The sequence below is a fragment of the Bacillus vallismortis genome (assembly GCF_040784915.1).
Taxonomy (GTDB): domain Bacteria; phylum Bacillota; class Bacilli; order Bacillales; family Bacillaceae; genus Bacillus; species Bacillus subtilis_G.
In genome coordinates, this window is record NZ_CP160797.1 from 3,126,679 (window position 1) to 3,146,146 (window position 19,468).

Annotated in this window: 18 protein-coding genes; 6 read left to right on the forward strand and 12 right to left on the reverse strand. The window is 45.8% G+C overall.

Annotation, left to right across the window (positions count from 1 at the left end):
* Positions 1 to 2: 2 nt before the first annotated feature.
* From mntB to ABZM97_RS15470, 8 genes are all read right to left on the reverse strand, one after another.
* Positions 3 to 755, reverse strand: coding sequence for a manganese ABC transporter ATP-binding protein MntB (mntB, locus tag ABZM97_RS15435; RefSeq protein WP_087992916.1), 753 nt, complete (start codon positions 753 to 755; stop codon positions 3 to 5).
* 18 nt (positions 756 to 773) lie between these two features.
* Entirely contained in the window at positions 774 to 1,694 is a 921-nt protein-coding gene (locus ABZM97_RS15440; RefSeq protein ID WP_367386931.1) for a zinc ABC transporter substrate-binding protein, read from the reverse strand.
* Positions 1,695 to 1,976: 282 nt separating this feature from the next.
* Positions 1,977 to 3,092 carry an o-succinylbenzoate synthase gene (gene menC / locus ABZM97_RS15445; RefSeq protein WP_367386932.1) on the reverse strand — a complete coding sequence of 372 codons (1,116 nt, stop codon included), beginning with the start codon at positions 3,090 to 3,092 and terminating at the stop codon, positions 1,977 to 1,979.
* On the reverse strand, positions 3,089 to 4,549 hold the full coding sequence (locus tag ABZM97_RS15450; protein WP_087992919.1) for an o-succinylbenzoate--CoA ligase: 1,461 nt from the start codon (positions 4,547 to 4,549) through the stop codon (positions 3,089 to 3,091). Before ABZM97_RS15450 ends, menC begins: the two co-directional genes overlap by 4 nt.
* A 90-nt stretch (positions 4,550 to 4,639) precedes the next feature.
* The gene (menB, locus tag ABZM97_RS15455; protein ID WP_010329489.1) at positions 4,640 to 5,458 is read right to left on the reverse strand and encodes a 1,4-dihydroxy-2-naphthoyl-CoA synthase; all 819 of its coding nucleotides are present in this window, start codon (positions 5,456 to 5,458) and stop codon (positions 4,640 to 4,642) included.
* A gap of 34 nt (positions 5,459 to 5,492) precedes the next feature.
* Positions 5,493 to 6,317: a 2-succinyl-6-hydroxy-2,4-cyclohexadiene-1-carboxylate synthase gene (gene menH / locus ABZM97_RS15460; protein ID WP_202329148.1), complete on the reverse strand. Its 825-nt coding sequence runs from the start codon at positions 6,315 to 6,317 to the stop codon at positions 5,493 to 5,495.
* Positions 6,305 to 8,047: a 2-succinyl-5-enolpyruvyl-6-hydroxy-3-cyclohexene-1-carboxylic-acid synthase gene (gene menD, locus ABZM97_RS15465; RefSeq protein ID WP_253268506.1), complete on the reverse strand. Its 1,743-nt coding sequence runs from the start codon at positions 8,045 to 8,047 to the stop codon at positions 6,305 to 6,307. Before menD ends, menH begins: the two co-directional genes overlap by 13 nt.
* Entirely contained in the window at positions 8,044 to 9,459 is a 1,416-nt protein-coding gene (locus ABZM97_RS15470) for an isochorismate synthase MenF (protein ID WP_202329146.1), read from the reverse strand. Before ABZM97_RS15470 ends, menD begins: the two co-directional genes overlap by 4 nt.
* A gap of 291 nt (positions 9,460 to 9,750) precedes the next feature.
* Here ABZM97_RS15470 and ABZM97_RS15475 point away from each other — a divergent pair, with 291 nt between their 5' ends.
* The gene (locus ABZM97_RS15475; RefSeq protein WP_087992923.1) at positions 9,751 to 10,470 is read left to right on the forward strand and encodes a yteA family sporulation protein; all 720 of its coding nucleotides are present in this window, start codon (positions 9,751 to 9,753) and stop codon (positions 10,468 to 10,470) included.
* A 22-nt stretch (positions 10,471 to 10,492) separates the two neighbouring features.
* Here the strand turns inward: ABZM97_RS15475 and ABZM97_RS15480 are convergent, their stop codons facing one another.
* Positions 10,493 to 11,296: a UTP--glucose-1-phosphate uridylyltransferase gene (locus tag ABZM97_RS15480; protein WP_253268507.1), complete on the reverse strand. Its 804-nt coding sequence runs from the start codon at positions 11,294 to 11,296 to the stop codon at positions 10,493 to 10,495.
* Positions 11,297 to 11,467: 171 nt separating this feature from the next.
* On the opposite strand from ABZM97_RS15480, the gene ABZM97_RS15485 reads away from it, so the two are divergent.
* The 3 genes from ABZM97_RS15485 to ABZM97_RS15495 are packed head-to-tail and all read left to right on the forward strand — an operon-like array spanning position 11,468 to position 14,927.
* Positions 11,468 to 12,754, forward strand: a complete 1,287-nt coding sequence (locus ABZM97_RS15485; protein ID WP_253268508.1) for a UDP-glucose/GDP-mannose dehydrogenase family protein — start codon at positions 11,468 to 11,470, stop codon at positions 12,752 to 12,754.
* Positions 12,751 to 13,701: an NAD(P)-dependent oxidoreductase gene (locus ABZM97_RS15490; protein ID WP_202329143.1), complete on the forward strand. Its 951-nt coding sequence runs from the start codon at positions 12,751 to 12,753 to the stop codon at positions 13,699 to 13,701. The genes ABZM97_RS15485 and ABZM97_RS15490 overlap by 4 nt, the downstream gene beginning before the upstream one ends.
* 2 nt (positions 13,702 to 13,703) lie before the next feature.
* Positions 13,704 to 14,927, forward strand: a complete 1,224-nt coding sequence (locus ABZM97_RS15495; RefSeq protein ID WP_087992927.1) for a glycosyltransferase family 4 protein — start codon at positions 13,704 to 13,706, stop codon at positions 14,925 to 14,927.
* A 75-nt stretch (positions 14,928 to 15,002) separates the two neighbouring features.
* On the opposite strand, the gene ABZM97_RS15500 is transcribed toward ABZM97_RS15495, so the two are convergent.
* The 3 genes from ABZM97_RS15500 to cotSA are packed head-to-tail and all read right to left on the reverse strand — an operon-like array spanning position 15,003 to position 17,621.
* Entirely contained in the window at positions 15,003 to 15,416 is a 414-nt protein-coding gene (locus tag ABZM97_RS15500) for a hypothetical protein (protein ID WP_087992928.1), read from the reverse strand.
* 1 nt (position 15,417) lies between these two features.
* Positions 15,418 to 16,473, reverse strand: a complete 1,056-nt coding sequence (gene cotS / locus ABZM97_RS15505) for a spore coat putative kinase CotS (protein ID WP_087992929.1) — start codon at positions 16,471 to 16,473, stop codon at positions 15,418 to 15,420.
* Between the two features lie 14 nt (positions 16,474 to 16,487).
* The gene (gene cotSA / locus ABZM97_RS15510) at positions 16,488 to 17,621 is read right to left on the reverse strand and encodes a spore coat protein CotSA (RefSeq protein WP_087992930.1); all 1,134 of its coding nucleotides are present in this window, start codon (positions 17,619 to 17,621) and stop codon (positions 16,488 to 16,490) included.
* A gap of 188 nt (positions 17,622 to 17,809) precedes the next feature.
* Here cotSA and cotI point away from each other — a divergent pair, with 188 nt between their 5' ends.
* Together cotI and ABZM97_RS15520 are read left to right on the forward strand one after the other, a co-directional pair.
* Positions 17,810 to 18,883: a spore coat kinase CotI gene (cotI, locus tag ABZM97_RS15515; RefSeq protein WP_087992931.1), complete on the forward strand. Its 1,074-nt coding sequence runs from the start codon at positions 17,810 to 17,812 to the stop codon at positions 18,881 to 18,883.
* A gap of 98 nt (positions 18,884 to 18,981) precedes the next feature.
* Positions 18,982 to 19,449: a TspO/MBR family protein gene (locus ABZM97_RS15520; RefSeq protein WP_087992932.1), complete on the forward strand. Its 468-nt coding sequence runs from the start codon at positions 18,982 to 18,984 to the stop codon at positions 19,447 to 19,449.
* Positions 19,450 to 19,468: the final 19 nt, after the last annotated feature.

Below are 19,468 nucleotides of genomic sequence, written 5' to 3' on the forward strand. Positions count from 1 at the left end.
GCTCACCCCTTAAGTCCTTCTGCCAGCACTTTATCTTTTAGAAAAGTCAGCCTTCCTCCATACGTTTTTTGCAGGTTGTCGATCGTAAAAACGTTCTCTGCCGGCCCGAAAGCGATTTTTCTTAAATGCAACAGTAAGATCCAATCGAAATAATCCTCGGCAGTCTGCAGATCATGGTGGACGACAAGCACTGTTTTCCCTTTTTCTTTGAGTTCTGCCAAAAGCGTCATAATGGCCCGCTCCGTCGCTGCATCAACGCCGGCAAACGGTTCATCCATAAAATAAACATCGGCGTCCTGGCATAGCGCCCGGGCAAGAAACACCCGCTGTTGCTGGCCTCCTGACAGCTGGCTGATCTGCCTTTTCGCATAATCAAGCATTCCTACTTTGTCTAAAGCGGCTTTCGCCATTTCCACATCAGCTTTTTTGGACCTTTTCAATAAGCCAATCCGGCCGTATCGCCCCATCAGCACGACATCGAGCGCGTTTGTGGGAAAATCCCAGTCAACTGATCCGCGCTGCGGAACGTATCCGATTCTTGTCCGTTGATTCTTATAGTCTTTGCCGTAAATAGAGATGTCTCCTGAAGCCCGGGGCACAAGACCGAGAATGGTTTTGATCAAGGTTGATTTTCCCGCGCCGTTTGGACCGATAATGCCAATTAGCTTTCCTTCAGGCACCTGCAGTGAAATGTCCTGCAGAACAGGCTTTTTATGATAAGCGACCGTTACATTTTCGAGCTCAACAGGAAACATATCCATCACCTCTTTTCTTTATTTAAGCGCTTTGGTAATTGTATTGATATTGTGGCGGAACATCCCTTCGTATGTGCCTTCTTTTGTGCCCTTTTCACCCATGGCATCCGAATAGAGCTGACCGCCGATTGTGACTGTATGGCCTTTTTCTTTAGCCCCTTCCGCCACTGCATTTATTGATTTTTCAGATACGCTGCTTTCGACAAAAACAGCTTTTATTTGTTTTTCTGTCAGGAGATCGACCAGCTCCTGAACATCCTTCAATCCGTAATCAGAATCTGTGCTTAGCCCCTGCAGGCCTTTCACTTGAAATCCGTACTCTTTCCCAAAGTACGCAAAGGCATCGTGAGCGGTGACCAGTACACGGCTTTTCTCCGGAATGCTCGCAATCTCTTGACGTGACCATTTATCTAAATATTGCAAATCCTCTTTGTACTCTTTGGCCTTTTTCTTAAAATCTTCCGCATGCTCAGGCATCGCTTTGCTGAATTGCGCTTCAATTTCATCCACCGCATAGATCCATAACGGAATGCTGAACCAAACGTGCGGATCAAACATTTTGCCTTCTCCGGCGGAAATAAGCTTGTTTTTCGGTATGGCCTCAGTGACAGCCGCTGTTTGTTTTTGTTCGTCGATCTTTTGAAGAATGTCCTCCATTTTCCCTTCCAAGTGCAATCCGCTGTACAGAACGACGTCGGCTGACATCAATTTTTTCGTGTCGCCTTGTGACGCTTTATAAAGGTGCGGATCGACTCCCGGTCCCATTAAAGCGGTCACTTTCACATGTTTTCCTCCGATGTTTTCGGCTGCATCGGCAATTTGGGATGTTGTTGCCGTTACCTGCAGGCGCTTGTCAGCGCTTTTTCCGGCTGAATCCGTCCCGCATCCCGTTAAGGCAATGCAGGACAAAAGCACTGCTGCCATCAGTCTCTTTTTCATATTTTCCCTCCTCTTTGCCATCAATGTCAGATTGTATTATCTTATGTTTTCATTTCTTAGACATGTGACATAAAATTAGACAAAAGCATATTTTGTTTAAACGAGACAAAAAGTTTCCTTAATGCAAAAATATCGCGTTTGTCCACTTTTGTCAAGCGTAATTTGCATACAAAAAAACCGGCTGGGTCAGCAGCCGGTCCAAACGAGAAGGGATGTATTCAACGAACGCTTTTACTATAACAGCACATTGACATTCTCTCAAAATGGCAAAATGTTTTTTTCTTATCCATGCTGCGTGAAAACATCCATTTTAGTCACATATTTTCGCATAATATCCTGATTCACTTCAACCCCTAAACCAGGCTGTTTGGACACAGAAATAAATCCATTATCAATACGGATATCCGGGGTCACAATATCCTCATCCCAATAGCGTGAGGATGAGGATATATCCCCAGGTATTGTGAATTGCGGCAGTGAAGCCAGCGCCACGTTCTGCGCTCTTGATATGCCTGTTTCCAGCATTCCGCCGCACCAAACCTGCATATGATGCTCTCTGCATAAATCATGAATTTTTAAGGCTTCTGTTAAGCCGCCGACACGGGAAGGCTTAATATTAATGATTTTGCAGCTTCCGAGCTCAATCGCCCGTCTCGCATCATCAAATGAACAAATACTTTCATCAAGGCAAATGGCGGTTTTCAAATGTTTCTGCAAGTGGCGGTGGTCAACGATGTCATCAGCTTGCAGAGGCTGCTCAATCATCATTAAATGATATTCATCAAGCTCCTTTAACCGGCTGATGTCCTTCAGCTCATAGGAAGAATTGGCGTCGGCCATGAGCGGAATGTTTGGGAACCGGCTGCGGATGGCCTTGACCAATTCCACATCCTGTCCAGGCTGAATTTTAATTTTTATTCGTCGATAACCCTCTTTTTGATAACTTTCAATTTCCTTCAGCATATCGTCAAGTGGCGCCAAGCCGACAACCACCCCGGCAGGGACTTTATCTCTTATCCCGCCCAATGCCTCGGCGAGAGACATGCCCTTCTTTTTCGCATAGATATCCCAGACAGCCGATTCAAGTCCCGCTTTTGCCATCCGGTTGCCTTTATAGCGCGCCAGGCTGTCCGGCACGTCGGAAGGGTGACTGAATTCACGTCCGACAACATTGGGAATAAAAAAATCCTTAAGCATGTGCAAACATGTTCCAATGGTTTCCTCGGTGTACCAAGGCGAAGAGAACGCAGATACTTCTCCCCACCCTGTGACACCGGATGTATCAATGGCTTCCACGATCAGAAATTTACGCTCTTGAAGCGTTTCAATACTGCTTTTAAATGGTTTCTTTAAATTCATACTCAAATGGTAAAGCGTAATTTTCTCTATTTCGATCATAACAGTTCTCCTTTACGCGCATCCTTCAGCTGGTTTCGCAAGAGCTTATTAGACGCATTGCGCGGCAGGCGGTCAAGTTCAAAAAATTTCGCCGGAATTTTATACTTCGCCAAACGTTCTTTGCAGTAGGCGGTCAATTCTTCTGCGCTTACAGGCTTGTGCAGGACAAGATAGGCGTGGGGCACTTTCCCCCATTTTTTGTCCTCAGCCCCTGAAACACCGGCTTCGGCCACAGCAGGGTGTGAAAGCAGCACTGATTCCACCTCAGCCGGATAAATATTTTCTCCGCCTGAGATGATCAGGTCTGAACGCCTGTCTAATACATATAAAAAGCCTTCACTGTCCAAATACCCAAGATCACCTGTTTTCAGCCAGCCATTTTGAAAGGATGCTTCATTTGCGCTCTCCCGGTTAAAATAGCTTTTCATGACATTCGGGCCTTTGACCAAGATCTCACCGTGTTCAAACGGTTCACATGCCTGTCCGTCCCGTTCTATTTTGATCTCACATGAAAACAGCGGTTTACCCGCAGAGCCGAGCTTTTCCATACTGAATTCCGGTGACAGGGCCACAATTTGCGAGCATGTTTCTGTCATTCCATATGACTGAAAGACAGGGAATCCTTTCTCACGGCATTCCTCAAGCAATAGCAGCGGGGCAGGACCTCCGCCTAGCAGAATACATCTGATGGATTCAGGACAGCGGCTTGTTTCGGCCAAAAGACTGGCCAGCATCGTCTGCACTGCAGAAATCATTGTCACTTGATGCCTGTTGATAGAATCCAGCACATCACTTACTGAATAACGCTGGTGAAGCACGACAGCCATTCCGTAGATCACAGATTTAAATAACGCGGACAATCCGCTGATGTGAAAGAGCGGCAATGCGATAAGCCAGCGGTCTTGTTCTGTTATACCCAAATTAAGCGCGGATGACACCGCACTGAAATAATGGTTTCCGAATGTCTGCTGAACCCCCTTGGGCTTGCCTGTCGTACCTGATGTATACATCAGCGTTGCCGTTTCTTCCAATTTCATATAGGCCTGGATTTCAATTTCCTCTGCGGCTTCTTTGGCAAGCTCGTCCACATCAATGATTTGAACGATGTGCTCATAATTTTGCTTGTCAAAGCTTGAATCTGTCAGTAAAAAGCGGGCGTCGGAATCCTCCAGCTGAAACAGCCTTTCATGTGTTGACAGCTTCGTATTCAGAAGCACCGCCTTAACACCAAGCAAAAAACAAGCGTGAACGGCGTATACCATTTCTGCACGGTTTTGGAGCAAAATAGCCGCGGTGTCTCCTTTCCGAACTGAATAAGCAGCAAGCTGCGCTGCCATTCGCTTAGACGCCGCAAACAATTCTGCAAATGTCACGGTTTGGTCTCCATAGATGAGAGCGATTCTCTCAGGTGTCAGCTGGGCCCGCTGCATGAGCCAATTGGGCTGTTCTGTCAGCATGTCATCATCTCCGAGGTAAAATGTCTGTATTGAAAAGAAAACAGCTTGGACCGCAAAGTCTCAAGCTGTTTGTTGACTAAGTATTGCTGATCACGGGAAACGAGGGAACTGTCCGAAATCAGGTTTGCGTTTTTCCTTAAAGGAATCACGGCCTTCTTTTGCTTCATCAGTTGTGTAGTAAAGAAGGGTAGCATCCCCTGCAAACTGCTGAATTCCAGCAAGTCCGTCTGTATCCGCGTTAAACGCAGCTTTAAGAAAGCGCAGTGCGGTCGGGCTTTTTTCAAGCATTTCTTCACACCATTTAATCGTTTCTTCTTCAAGCTGTTCCAAAGGAACGACTGTGTTGACAAGACCCATGTCCAGCGCTTCCTGTGCGTTATACTGACGGCACAGATACCAGATTTCACGGGCTTTTTTATGTCCTACGATTCGAGCCAGATAGCCAGAACCGTAACCAGCGTCAAAGCTTCCCACTTTAGGGCCTGTTTGTCCAAAAATCGCGTTGTCGGCAGCGATTGTCAAGTCACATACGATGTGAAGCACATGGCCTCCGCCGATCGCATATCCGGACACCATCGCGACAACCGGTTTCGGAATGACGCGGATTAAACGCTGAAGATCCAGCACGTTTAAGCGCGGAATTTGGTCGTCTCCTACATAACCGCCGTGACCGCGCACTTTCTGGTCTCCGCCAGAACAGAAGGCTTTGTCTCCGGCACCGGCAAGCACGATAACGCCGACATTTTGATCGTCTCTCGCGCGAGCAAACGCATCAATCATTTCAGCAACCGTTTTAGGAGTAAACGCGTTATGTACCTCAGGGCGGTTGATTGTTATTTTTGCAATACCATTATACGTTTCATACAATATTTCATCGTATGTCCGTTCAGTTTTCCATTCTACAGCCATGATATGACCTCCTCTATTTTTCCATGTGAACCAGTTATAAGCTTGTCAAAAACTCACTCACTATTTTACCAAAAATACGCGGCTGTTCCACATGTACCGTATGTCCGGCTTCAGGAACAATCTCTATTTTACTAGATGGGAGCTTCTTATGCACCTCTTGATTGATGGCGCAAAACTTTTCGTCCCACTCCCCGCTGATCAGAAGCACAGGCACGGCTATTTCTTCTACACGGCTCCACAAGGAAGGCTGTGAACCGGTGCCCATACCGGTTAAACTATTTGCAAGCCCAACCTTATTGTTTCGCAGACGGCCCGACCGTATCCTGTGCAGAATATCTTCAGCCAGCCGCTGCTGGGATGAAAACAAAGGGATACTCTCCCAATACTGCACAAAAGCTTTGATCCCGTTACGCAAAATAAAATCAGCAAGCTTCCGGTCCCGTATGATCCGATCCCGCCGTTCCTCAAGCGTTTTAAGCCCCGGCGTTGTGCTTTCAAGCACAAGTGCCGATACCCGTTCGGGATAAGCCGCCGCAAACGAATAAGCAAGCCTTCCTCCCATAGAATACCCAATCAATTTCACTTTGTGAAGTTTTAATTGATCAAACATCTCGACAAGATCAGAAACTTGCCGGCTTGTGCTGTATCTTTTCCCATTCAGCGGGGCATCTGTTTCACCATGCCCTAAACAATCCATTTTGATCAAACGGGAATCAGGCAGCATCCCATCAAGAAAAGTCCATGATTGTTTGCTGCCGGTAAACCCGTGCAGACAGACGACGGCTTCTGAAGCGTTCGGCCGGTCGTCTGTCACAGCATATCGGACACCATCTGAAACCGTTATGTTTACAGTTCCCATTGTTTTTTCACTTCCCGCACAGCCTCATTCAGCATATCGCGATGAAGCTGGACTCTTGACTGGCGATCCGTTTTGATTTCTATCAAATGGAGTCCGGGTTTGTCTGCCTGCGGGGCGTAAGCTGCTTTGAATTCATCCCATGAGGCCGGACATGAATACGTCCCGCCGTATAGTGCAGCCGCATGCTTGAAATCAAGCCCTGTCGGCGTGCCGAACAAATCTTCAAAGTGTGCCTTCTCAGAAGCCTGCGGCAAAAATGAGAAAATCCCTCCGCCGTCATTATTCACGAGAATCACAGTAAGAGGAATACCCAGCTTTTTGGCCGCCAGCAGTCCGTTTAAATCGTGATAAAAAGATAAATCGCCAATCACGAGGGTAACAGGCGCTTTTGTGCCTTCACATACCCCCATGGCAGAGGAGACAACACCGTCTATCCCATTTGCGCCCCGGTTTGAATAAATCCGGAAAGGGCGTTCCTGCTTTTCAAAAAACGTATCAACATCTCTGATCGGCATGCTGTTGCCGACAAACAGCGAGCTGTTTTCAGGCACAAGATGCTGCAGGATTCGATAGAGATTGCCTTCAAACGAAACCTCTTCACTGCTGATTGTTTGCAGATGCGCACGGAACCTCTCATTGACAAACTGCCACTTTTCCAGCCATTCTGGTGATCTGGTCATGTCAGCATGTTCGGTCATGATCGCTTCGGCAAAAACGGATGCATTGCAGTGAATCATATGTGCGCTTGCCTGTGTCGGATCTCTCCACCCTCCATCCTCGTCAATCACAATCTGCTCGATCGCCGGGTCATCCTTAAGCCATAAGAAAACCGGTTTTGTAACAGGCATCGGCCCAAAACGGACGACAACATCAGGACGCAGTTTCGACTTCAGCTCATCATCTTTTAAAAATGAATCATACGCATCAATGACAGTGCTTTTATCATGAACACCGTTCCGCAGATTAGACAGCGGGTCGGCTAAAATCGGATACTGAAGCGCCTTAGACAGCGCAATAATGTTTTCCTTATCCGTATCACTGTGGAGTTCTCCGCAGACGATCATTCCTTTTTCAGCCTCTGCCAGCATTGCAGCCACATCAGACAGAGATTCGCGGTCTACAGACTGCGTACCCGTTTTCACAGACACGTGACGGCCTGTTCTCATTCTTCCAAACGGCTCATCCGAAAGATCCGGCATCAGCGGTTCGCGCAGCGGCACATTCACATGCACAGGTCCCATTGGACGCTTTTGTGCTTCCCCGGCGGCGCGGCCGGCCAGCGTTCGGATATATCTCAGCATATTCGGAGACGCTTCTGGAAGAGCTGAGTCTGTGAAAAACTTAACAAAGTTACCGAATAAGAAGTGCTGATTAATAGCCTGCGGCGCGCCTACTTCGCGCAGCTCGTGAGGCCGATCAGCAGTTAACACAATAATGGGCACTCTCGAATAATGGGCTTCAATCACAGCCGGATAAAAGTTAGCCGCGGCTGTTCCTGATGTGCAGATCAAAAGAACGGGATGCTGCTTCGCTTTTGCCAGCCCGAGAGCAAAAAACCCGGCAGATCTTTCATCAATTTGAACATGGACGTTGATATCAGGATGCGCGGCTGCAAGAATAGCCAGCGGTGTAGACCTTGAGCCCGGACAAACGACGGCGTCCGTAATCCCGGAAAGGGCGAATTCATCAATAAAACTTCCGATATAATGAGTAATCGGGTTGGCTGTCAACGCCTCACACCTCCTAATGCAGAGATCATCGGCTTCAATTTAATCTGCGTTTCTTCATATTCAGACTGCGGGTCCGAGTCTTCCACAATGCCGCACCCAGCAAACAGCCTAGCTGTGCTCCCCTCGATCAGTCCTGAACGGATGGCTACTGCGAATTCCCCGTTATTCTGGCTGTCAATCCAGCCGATAGGAGCTGCATACCAGCCGCGGGACATCGGCTCGATCTCTCTGATCACTTCAACAGCTTTTTTCTGAGGTGCCCCCCCAAGCGCCGGTGTGGGATGCAGTTTCTCAATTAAGTCAAAAAGCGAATCAGACTCTCGAAGCTGACCGACAATCGGGGTAAATAAGTGCTGCACACTTTTTGTTTTGTACAATACAGGTCCGCCAGGCTTTTCAACCTCCGAACAGCTTGATACAAAAGCGTCATGGATCATGCCGACCACAATATCATGCTCCAGCAGGTTTTTCTTATCGTTTAATAATTCAAGGCCTATGAGGCGGTCTTCTTCTTCATCCTTGCCGCGTCTAATGGAACCGGCCAGACAAGAAGACATGACAGTGCTGCCGTCTTTTTTGATCAGCCTTTCCGGAGACGCGCCGACAAAGGTTTTTCCTTCCTGCTCGATTGCAAAAACATAGCTTGTCTGCTGATCGTTCAGAAGCGTTTTAAGCACCGGTTCAATTTGGACCGGGCCGTCAAACGTTAGCAGCAGCTCTCGGGCAAGAACCACTTTATCGTATTGTTTCTCTTTCATTTGGCTTGTTGCCGTTTCAATCGCTTTGAGCCAATCATCCTTATCCAGCTCTTCTGATGCCGCCATCACAGCCTGATTTCTTTGATCTAAATCTGAAACCATAAATTCCGCTGCAAAAGCAATTAAGCCTTCCAAAACACCTTCTGCGTCTTCCTCTCCGCTTACCCATCTGTTGACTGTTAAGAAAGGGCCATCAGCAGTCATCGTCAGCATAAGCGCAGGCACAAAGAAATCCCCTTCCGAGAAATGGTCCCATTGTGTACCTCTTTCTTCGCAAGGGTCAAAAGAAAATCCTCCGAATAACACAGGTCCCACTGCAGAATGCTGCAGCTTTTCTTCTTCACAAATATGAAAAGCCGTCTTTTTAAAGCGCTCCCATTGGTCAAAAACCTCGCGATATCGCTCGCTGTTTTTTTGATTTGTCTGGAAAATCGCTTCTTTGCCAAGACCGACTATTGTCAATTCACTTTCAGGATCTGACCAAAAAAATCGATTGCCTGTATATTTTTTTGCTCCGTAATTGAAAAATGATAGAGGGTCAAGAGACTCGATTTGTCTCGAATAGCTTATTAAGACAGCATGGTTGACTTCTTTGGCTTTATGTAATGCATGTAGAACTCCTTTTCGGAACGTACGCTGCACCGTTGTCACCATGAGGCATTCCTCCATAATCCTTAAAATGCTTTTAATACCATACACCTGTGTCTCCTTTGTGTCAAACACACAGATCATGCAGTCCAAATGGCCTGCCTTACCTATTATAAACCTAATTACAGAAATGAAAAAGAAACAAACCTTAAATTTCTTTCTCCGCTGAAAGCAAAGGTTGTATCCGCTTACCATTTAAGGGAAATCTCCTAGATTCCTCCACCTGTCATTTATGAAAGTTATCAGGCGATCTGTTCATACTAAAGGTATGCATCACAGAGAAACGAGGCGATTACAATGCTTACAAAAGACCAGCTTCAGCATTTGAAACATGAACTGGAACAAACAAAAGAGGATATCTTAAACCGTTTCAAAGACAATGACCATTTTCAGCTCAATTCAGCCTTTCCATATGATTCAATGGGGGAACTTTCGGCTTACGACAACCACCCCGGAGATCATGCAACCGAACTTTATGAGCGGGAAAAAGACATCGCTCTCGACTTGCATGAACGAGAGCATCTTCGGGACATTGAGCATTCATTGAAGGCAATAGAAAACGGCACATACGGTATTTGTGAAGTCAGCGGAAAGGAAATTCCATACGAACGTCTTGAAGCGCTCCCGACCGCCACGACGCTCGCAGAGTATTCGTCACAGGATATCATTTCTAAAGACCGTCCGATCGAAGAAGAAACACCTTTCGGGCAATTTGAATTTGACGATGATGAAGAAATCAGAGCGCCATATGACAGTGAAGATTCTTACCAAGACGTCGAAAAATACGGAAATTCATCAACACCGCAGGATATGGAAAACCCGCCGCTCAGCTATGATGATATGACGATGAATGCCGAAGAAAATATCGGCAATACAGAGTCGTACGAAAATTTCATCGCTACAGATATCACAGGCAAAGAAATTACCGTTTATCAAAGCAGAGCCCATGAGCGTTATGAGGAAGAACTCGACGAAGAGGGAATCATGACAACATTCGGCGATCTCCACGCTGATTGAACCCCCGGTTATGGGGGTTCTTTTACGTTTTCAGCATATCTGTGATCAGCTTCAGATAATCCTTTTGCAGTCCGATGTCATACCGATTGCCCTCCAAAATTTTTCCGTAAACGTTCGATATCCCGAGTGAAGATTTAATCGCATCCGTTACCTGCACTTCTCCTCCGGCATCAGCTTCCAATGTCTCCAGCTTATCAAAAATATCAGGTGTGAAAATATAACGCCCTGCTGCGGCAAAATGAGATGGCGGGTTTTGTTTAGGCTTTTCCACAATATCCTGAATGCGATAAAGCCCTTTTTCTACAGATTCCCCTTTTATCACACCGTAATGGTGCAAATCCTCCGTTTTTGTTTCCTTTAAACCGATCACACTGCACTGATATTTCGTATACGCCTCAATCAGCTGCCCCAGGGCCGGCTGATTAGCGGAGAAGATCAGATCATCCGGCAAAACGACGGCAAACGGCTCTTCGCCTGCAAATTGCTTTCCAAAAGAAATCGCGTCGCCAAGACCTTTTGCATAAGGCTGGCGCACATAATGAATGCGTATATCCGGAACCGGATGTTTGCTGAGTAAATGCAGTTTTTGCCGGGAGGCCAGAAAGGCTTCAAGCGCTAAAGAAGAATCAAAATAATCGACAATCAGATTTTTATGGCTCGATACAACCATCAAAATATCTTCAATGCCTGACTCCTTAAGCTCTTCCACAATATAATGAATGACGGGTTTAGATCCTACCGGAAACATTTCTTTCGGAATTACCTTCGTCACCGGCAGATTCCTCGTTCCGAATCCGCCGGCAGGAATGATTGCTTTTTTTATCATGTTATTTTCCCCTCAGCTCATGTTTATTACATGATATTCCAAGACCGCACCCCGATGTTTGTACACCTGAAATTAGGCAGATGCAACTGGGCTGAAAACGGAATCACGAACCAGCCCTTTTTTAATAGGATATTGATATATGACCAGTAATCTTGTAAAGGAGCTCAGGTGATGAAAATTTGCGTGGTTGGCGCCGGATATGTCGGTTTAACCCTATCAGCGGCACTGGCATCCATCGGACATGACATGATATGCACAGACAAAGACGTCAAAAAAATCGAGCAGCTGAAAAATGGAGACATTCCCTTTTACGAGCCTGGGCTTTCAGATGCAGTACATCATTGCGATAATCTCTCGTTTTCTTCCGAAGTGAAATTAAGCATGGAGGAATGTCCCGTCATTTTTATCGCAGTCGGAACCCCTCCGCGCTCGGACGGATCAGCAGATACGAAAGCGCTGCAGTCCGTTATCAGCGATTTGAGCCAGACGATCCGATCGTATAAAACCATCATTACGAAAAGCACTGTTCCCCCCGGGACAAATGAAAACATAGCAAAACAGCTGATTGCCTCCGGCGTTTCAGCAAATTCATTTAACATCGTATCCAATCCGGAGTTTCTGCGGGAAGGCAGCGCCTTGCATGACATGCTGTATCCTGACAAAACAGTTATCGGTATTGAGAAAGGAGATCACGTATCGGCAGCAATCGTCAAATCCATTTACAAACACATTGACACCCCTTATATCATCACAAGTTTAGCAGGAGCAGAGCTGATTAAATATGCCAATAACTTCTTTTTAGCAGCAAAAATTTCGTTCATTAATGAAATGGCCCGCATATGTGAAGCCTACCAATCAGATATCACAGATATTTCCCGCGCTATCGGACTTGACCCGAGAATCGGGGAGCACTTTTTGCAGGCCGGCATTGGATACGGCGGCTCTTGCTTTCCAAAGGATCTGCAGGCGCTGCAATTCGCTGCCATTGAAAAAAACACGGAGACCTACCTGCTTCAAGCCGTTCAGCATATCAATGACACCCAGATCGGCCTGTATGTCAAAAAAATAAAATCTTTCTTCGATACACTTCACGGCAAAAAAGCGGCTATACTCGGCATTTCCTTCAAACCTCATACCGATGACATTAGGAATTCTCAAGCCGTCAGGCTGATGGAAAGGCTGACAGATCTGGGGTGTGATGTCCATGCTTATGACCCTGAAGCTGTTCTGCCAGAACATTTGCGGCAACGTGTGACCCAGCATTCTCAAGCTTTTGACGCGATAGAAGAAAGTGACTTTTTATTTTTGGCCACAGAATGGCCCGAGTTTTTAGCGATTGATTGGAAAAAGGCCGCAGGCACCATGAAAGGGCGTGTGGTGATCGACGGGCGCAACGTATTGAAAAAAGAATCTCTGGAGGCTTGCGGTCTGATCTGCACGGGGGTTGGCCGCCCATGAAAATACTCGTCACAGGAGCAGCGGGATTTATCGGCTCCCACCTCTGCGAAGAATTGCTGAAGGATGAAACACATCACGTTATCGGAATCGACGACTTTATCGGACCGACTCCATTTTCCTTAAAATTAAGAAACCTTGATGCCCTGCTGCCAGAAAAACGATTTACGTTCATAAAGGAAAATCTGCTGACAGCAGATCTTTCTCCCTTGCTGGAAGATGTGAACGTCATCTTTCATTTGGCAGCCATACCGGGTGTCCGTTCAAGCTGGGGCGATCATTTTCACCCATATGCCGCACATAATATCCAAGCGCTCCAAAGGCTCCTTGAGGCATGCCGAAAACATCCGGTTCAAGCGTTCGTCTTCGCTTCCACCTCTTCCGTCTATGGCGAAAAACAAGGGAAAGTCAGTGAAGATGCGGCGCTTTATCCTTTATCTCCGTACGGGGTAACAAAGCTGACGGGAGAAAAGCTTTGCCATGTATATCAACAAAGCTTTGGCATTCCAATTGTGATTCTCCGTTTCTTTACCGTCTATGGGCCGAGACAGCGGCCGGACATGGCATTTCACCGGCTCATCAAACAGCACCTTCTGAAAAAGCCGCTCACCATCTTCGGTGACGGACAGCAGTCAAGAGATTTCACCTATATCAGCGACTGTGTCAAAGGCATCACCGCTGTTCTTGGGAACCCCCATCTTATTGGTGAAACAGTGAATATCGGCGGCAGAGAACGTGCCTCAGTCTTAAAGGTTGTTTCCCTCATTGAAGACATTTCCGGTAAAAAAGCAACACTGCACTTCTCGGACAAAGTAGCAGGGGAACCAAGAAAAACGTGGGCGGATATTTCAAAAGCAAAACAGCTCTTGCATTACGATCCCGCCACATCCTTAAACGATGGTTTGGCTAACGAAATCGCCTATTTATCGTCGCTGTATAAGGGGGAATGAAAATGAAACTTGCCTTTATCTGTACAGAAAAGCTGCCGGCGCCAGCGGTACGCGGCGGCGCTATTCAAATGATGATTGACGGTGTCACACCTTATTTCAGCAGCCGGTACGATCTGACCATTTTTTCAATAGAAGATCCATCACTTCCAAAAAGAGAAACGAAAGACGGCGTACGGTATATCCATTTGCCAAAAGAGCATTACCGCGAGGCGGTAGCCGAAGAGCTGCGGGCCTCTTCCTTTGATCTAATCCATGTGTTTAACAGGCCTTTAAATGTCTCTTTATATAAAAAAGCTTCACCAAACAGCATGATTGTTTTGAGCCTGCATAACGAAATGTTTTCTGAAAAAAAGATGACCTTCGCGCAAGGAAAAGAAGTACTCGACAATGTCACCATGATCACAACCGTCAGCGAATTTATTAAACAAACGGTCATTGATCGTTTCCCGGAAGCCGAGGACATCACAAAAGTCGTATATTCCGGCGTTGATATCCGCTCCTATCCGCCTGTCTGGACGATGAAAGGTTCGGCTGTCAGAGAAACATACAGGAAAAAGTACGGCATTGAGGATAAAAAAGTTATTTTATTCGCCGGCCGTTTAAGCCCAACCAAAGGGCCCCACCTTCTCATTCACAGCATGAAACGGATTTTGCAGCAGCATCCCGACGCTGTGCTGGTCATAGCAGGCGGAAAGTGGTTCAGCGATGACGGCGAAAACCAATATGTAACCTATCTGCGCAAGCTGGCGCTGCCATACAGAGAACACGTGATCTTTACGAAATTCATTCCCGCAGACGACATTCCAAACCTCTTTCTGATGGCGGATGTATTCGTGTGCAGCTCTCAGTGGAATGAACCTCTGGCCCGTGTGAATTATGAAGCAATGGCAGCTGGCACCCCCTTAATTACCACAAATCGTGGCGGAAACGGAGAAGTCGTAAAACACGAAGTTAACGGACTTGTCATCGACAGCTATAACAAACCTTCTGCATTTGCGAAAGCAATTGACAGAGCCTTTACAGATCAACAATTAATGAATAAAATCACAAAAAACGGCCGGCACCGTGTAGAATCTTTATTTACCTTTACCCATGTTGCCAAACGGCTCAATGCTGTTTATCAATCCGTTCTGGCACCGGAAAACAAACAATTTCCGCCGCCTCTTCTGACGAAAAACCTTGATTTATCATTTATAAATCAGCTTTTTGTGAAAGCAAAATCATAATTCCTCACAGCTCGTGTTGCAGATACGAGCTGTTTTTTTGCTGCAGGTACGCATAAAAAAGGCATAAATGTGATTTTATGCCTTGCGCTTTACAGTTTGAGAAATCCATGGGGCTGGTGCGGATTTACTTGGAAGAACAATGATTTCTACATTAGCTTCCTCCGCTGATTCTTCATCCTCTTCTTCAATTGGAGGCGCTGATCGTTTAGAATCACGCTCTTCATCAAGCTCTCCAATGGTTTTCAATTTCGTCTTTTCATCATCCATGACTTTGTGGTTTGTTTCCGTTTCCTTTGTTTCTTCTTGAGAATCTCTCGGTGCAGTGATGTTAGGGAGCTCTCGGATCCGGCCCGCAGCCATATGCTCCTCTTCTTCATTGTCAGCCGTGCTTTTGTCATGAGCCTGCCATCCCATCGATCCGGGCGGTGTAAATACGAATTGGTCGAGATCGAGTTTAGAAATGGAGGCTTTTTGTCTCGATGACCTCATGTCAATTCGCCTCCCGATACACTTTTATTTTTTTATACAGTTCCGGCAGTTTATCCAAAAACGCGTCTTTAGATTCTTCAACGGAAATCATATTTTGCAGCGCCCAGTTGTACTTCTCATCTGACCATGTTTTCTTTTGCTTCAAATAATATTTATGGCCGATTGCACAGAACAAATGCGGAAACGCCAGATCAATCCATAGCACTTCGTACTGTTTTTCTGTGAGCGGATACACTGCATCATAGGCTGCAAGCAGCGCAATCATGAAATCCGCATCCCATACAGAAAGCTTAACCATGACTTTATTCAGCAAAATGCGCAGATCTCTTGACGGCAAATCGTACGTAATCGAGTGAAGCTCCTTTAAAAAAGGCTCTCCGTCTACCTCAGTTAACCGCGCCAATGTAAAATCCTGAAAACAGAATCCGCCATGTTCATGCGTTTCTTTCGTCCAGTTTTCATAATCTGACTCATCAAGTGCTTGCAGTGCTTCTTTACCTCTGGCCAGCATTTTATCAGCATGTTTTAAGAAAGTTTGCGAAAATATGTCTTCAGGATAAGAGGCCGCGATCTGCATATTCCCTTCTAATTCCTGCAGCTTCCAGCGATACAATTTATGCCATTTGCCGAGCCTGCTTCTTTTCTTGCTTTCATCTGTGCAAACATATCCTTTTGACGCATGATGAAAATGGCCGGCAAATGACATGACTTTTTTCATTTGCTCTGCATCATAGTAAATCATTTCTTTACCTGTCACTTTGTCATATAAACTGTAAGAGACCTGATCCGTGCCTAAGCAGCTTCCGCCATTTTTTGTTTGATGAATCGGCGCTACGGGCAGCCCTTTCTCCTGTAAATGGGCATGTGCCTGAGTGATAAAAAGCATTCGCTCCGGCTTCATCTGCGCTTCTTTTAATAGCTTTGGGCCTTGATCAGTTTGTATCTCCCAGATTTTGCGCCCGCTTTTGTTTGATTTCAGTGCCACATGTTCGAAATGGAACGGATAATAGCTGAGAATATCGGATACAATCTGTTCTTCATGCTCTTTTTGGTACACTCTGTTCACCCCTTCTATCTGTTTCTTTCATACACACTGAGCAGATTTTCCGCCACCCTCTGCCAGCCGAATTGGCTTTCTGCCTCACGGCGGCTGTATTTCCCAAGCCGTTCGCGTTTTTCAGAACTGCTGAGCAAATCATTGATATGTTGGGCATATTGTTTAGGATTTTCAAAGTCATGAATGATATAGCCGTTTTTCCCTTCTTCTATGACTTCTGGATTGCCTCCTCGATTGCTTGTGATAATAGGCAGTCCAGCGGCCATCGCTTCATAATGCACCCTCGCTAAAGGCTCCTGCCATTGCGAAGAGCACACAAATACATCTGACATGGTATAAAGGCGCGGGATGTCCTTTGGCTTCACAAATTGAATAAATGTGACATGATCCTTTTGCATCGCACCAAGTGTATGAAGATGTTTGACATAGTTATTTAATTCATTATCTCCGAACCATTTTGACCCGATAAACACCATCATGACATCGGGATGCTCCTCGATAATGTCCGGCAAAGCCTGCAATAAAATGTGCGGGCCTTTGACTTTGCTGAGCCGGCCGACAAACAGGGCGATTTTTTTGCCGTGAAGATCCAGCTCGCTTCGCATATCATCACGAGCCCGCTGCCCTTCTTTCGTCCAGCGGGGATGGTACGCTTTCAAGTCCACACCGGAATACACGGTTTTTGTTTTTGATCGTGCTGACGGAAAACGGCTTGTGATCGTCCGGCCGATATAATCGCTGACCGTAACAATCTGCGCTACAGAATCAATGCAAATCTCGCCTTCTGTCTGGCTGATTTTATCGTAAGCGAACATTTCATTGTGAACGCTTAAAATAAAAACAGCGTCTGGCGTCTTTTTCTTCAGTTTTTGCACCCAGCTTGGGCGATTACAAACATGCACAAGATCAAAACGGCTCTTTTTCAGCTCTTCCCCAACAGCTTCTTCGTAACGGTCTTCATCCAAGTGCACATAATGGACTCCTTCTGCCGTCTCTCTATCAGCAAGATTCGGATCTTTAATCGAAAACACCGTCACCTCATGTCTTTTGGCAATCAAAGGGGCAACCGCTTCTAGGTAGATTTGAATGGCGCCTCCTCGAACCGAGGGGACAGGAAGCTTCTCTGTGGCGATCAGTGCTATTTTCATACATAGCCTCCATTCCTGCATGTTTTTTAACTAGTTAAAATCATGATACGGCTGAACAACCAACTTGTGCGGAATAGGACTGCCCCAAAAACAAAACGGGTAAACAACCATATTCTTTTATACATATAGTCAAATATCTCAATCACTTTTTTCATTTGATTCATAAGGTAGGAGTAAAACAGGTAAGGATGTGTCCTTTAATGGCAGAAAACCAAGAAGTCATGGAGGAGGGGAATTCATCAGAGCTTCCTTTATCAGCAGAAGATGAAAGAAAATTAACGGAGCTGGCTGAAAATGTGCTTCAAGGATGGGATGTTCAGGCTGAAAAAATAGACGTCATTCAGGGTAACCAGATGGCGCTTGTGTGGAAGGTTCACACAGGATCCGGTGCGGTTTGTCTGAAACGAATACACAGACCCGAAAAGAAAGCCTTGTTTTCCATTTTCGCACAGGACTATTTAGCCAAAAAAGGCATGAATGTTCCCGGCATACTCCCAAACAAAAAAGGCAGCCTATATTCCAAGCATGGCTCCTTTCTATTTGTCGTATATGACTGGATCGAAGGAAGGCCGTTTGAGCTGACTGTAAAGCAGGATTTGGAGTTTATCATGAAAGGCCTTGCTGATTTTCACACAGCTTCCGTCGGATATCAGCCGCCAAATGGCGTTCCCGTATTTACGAAATTAGGGCGCTGGCCGAATCACTACACGAAACGCTGCAAACAAATGGAAACGTGGAAGCTGATGGCGCAGATGGAAAAAGAAGATCCTTTCTCACTGCTTTATCTTCAGGAAATAGACAGCTTTATTGAAGACGGACTGCGCATCAAAGACCGGCTTTTGCAATCGTCCTATATTCCATGGACTGAACAGCTGAAAAAAAGCCCTAACCTCTGCCACCAGGATTACGGAACAGGAAATACACTCTTAGGGGAAAATGAACAGATTTGGGTTATCGACTTAGATACCGTATCATTTGATCTGCCTATTCGAGATTTGCGCAAAATGATTATCCCGCTTTTGGATACGACAGGCGTTTGGGATGAAGAAACATTTCATGTCATGCTGAACGCTTACGAATCCAGAACCCCATTAACTGATCAACAAAAACAAGTCATGTTTATTGATATGCTTTTTCCTTATGAGCTTTATGATGTCATTCGCGAAAAATACGTCCGCAAGTCCGCTTTGCCAAAGGAAGAGTTAGAGTCAGCGTTTGAATATGAACGCATTAAAGCAAAGGCATTGCAGCAGCTAATTTAAAATAATCATTCCCCCTGCATATCGGGGGTTTGATCTTTATAAGATAAAGGGTAAGGATAAGTCTAAATGTAAAATAAATACATACGGAGGTTGCAAATATGAAGAAAATTCTCGGCGCCATAGCGGTTTTTGTGATTACATACGCACTGTTTTCAGCCGCAGGCTTCCTGTTTCCAATTGACCAAGAATGGTACAATTCACTAAAAAAACCGGACTGGACGCCACCCGGCTCCGCGATCGGCATCATTTGGGCCATCCTGTTTGCGCTGATCTCCCTTTCAGCTGCCCTTGTGTATGCCGCGTTTTCATTTAAAGACGCGAAAAACTTTTGGTTTATGCTTTTGATTAATTATGTGCTTAATCAGGCATTCAGCTATTTTCAGTTTACGCAAAAGAACCTGCTGGCTGCATCGATTGACTGCCTGCTTGTCGCCATTACAGCATTCATATTAATGATCATAGCAAAAAAATACAGCAGAGCCACAAGCTATCTTCTGCTGCCTTATTTTTTATGGAGTGCATTTGCGACGTTCTTATCCTTTACAATCTATTCAATGAACCTGTGAACAAAAAAAGCCGCTCTTA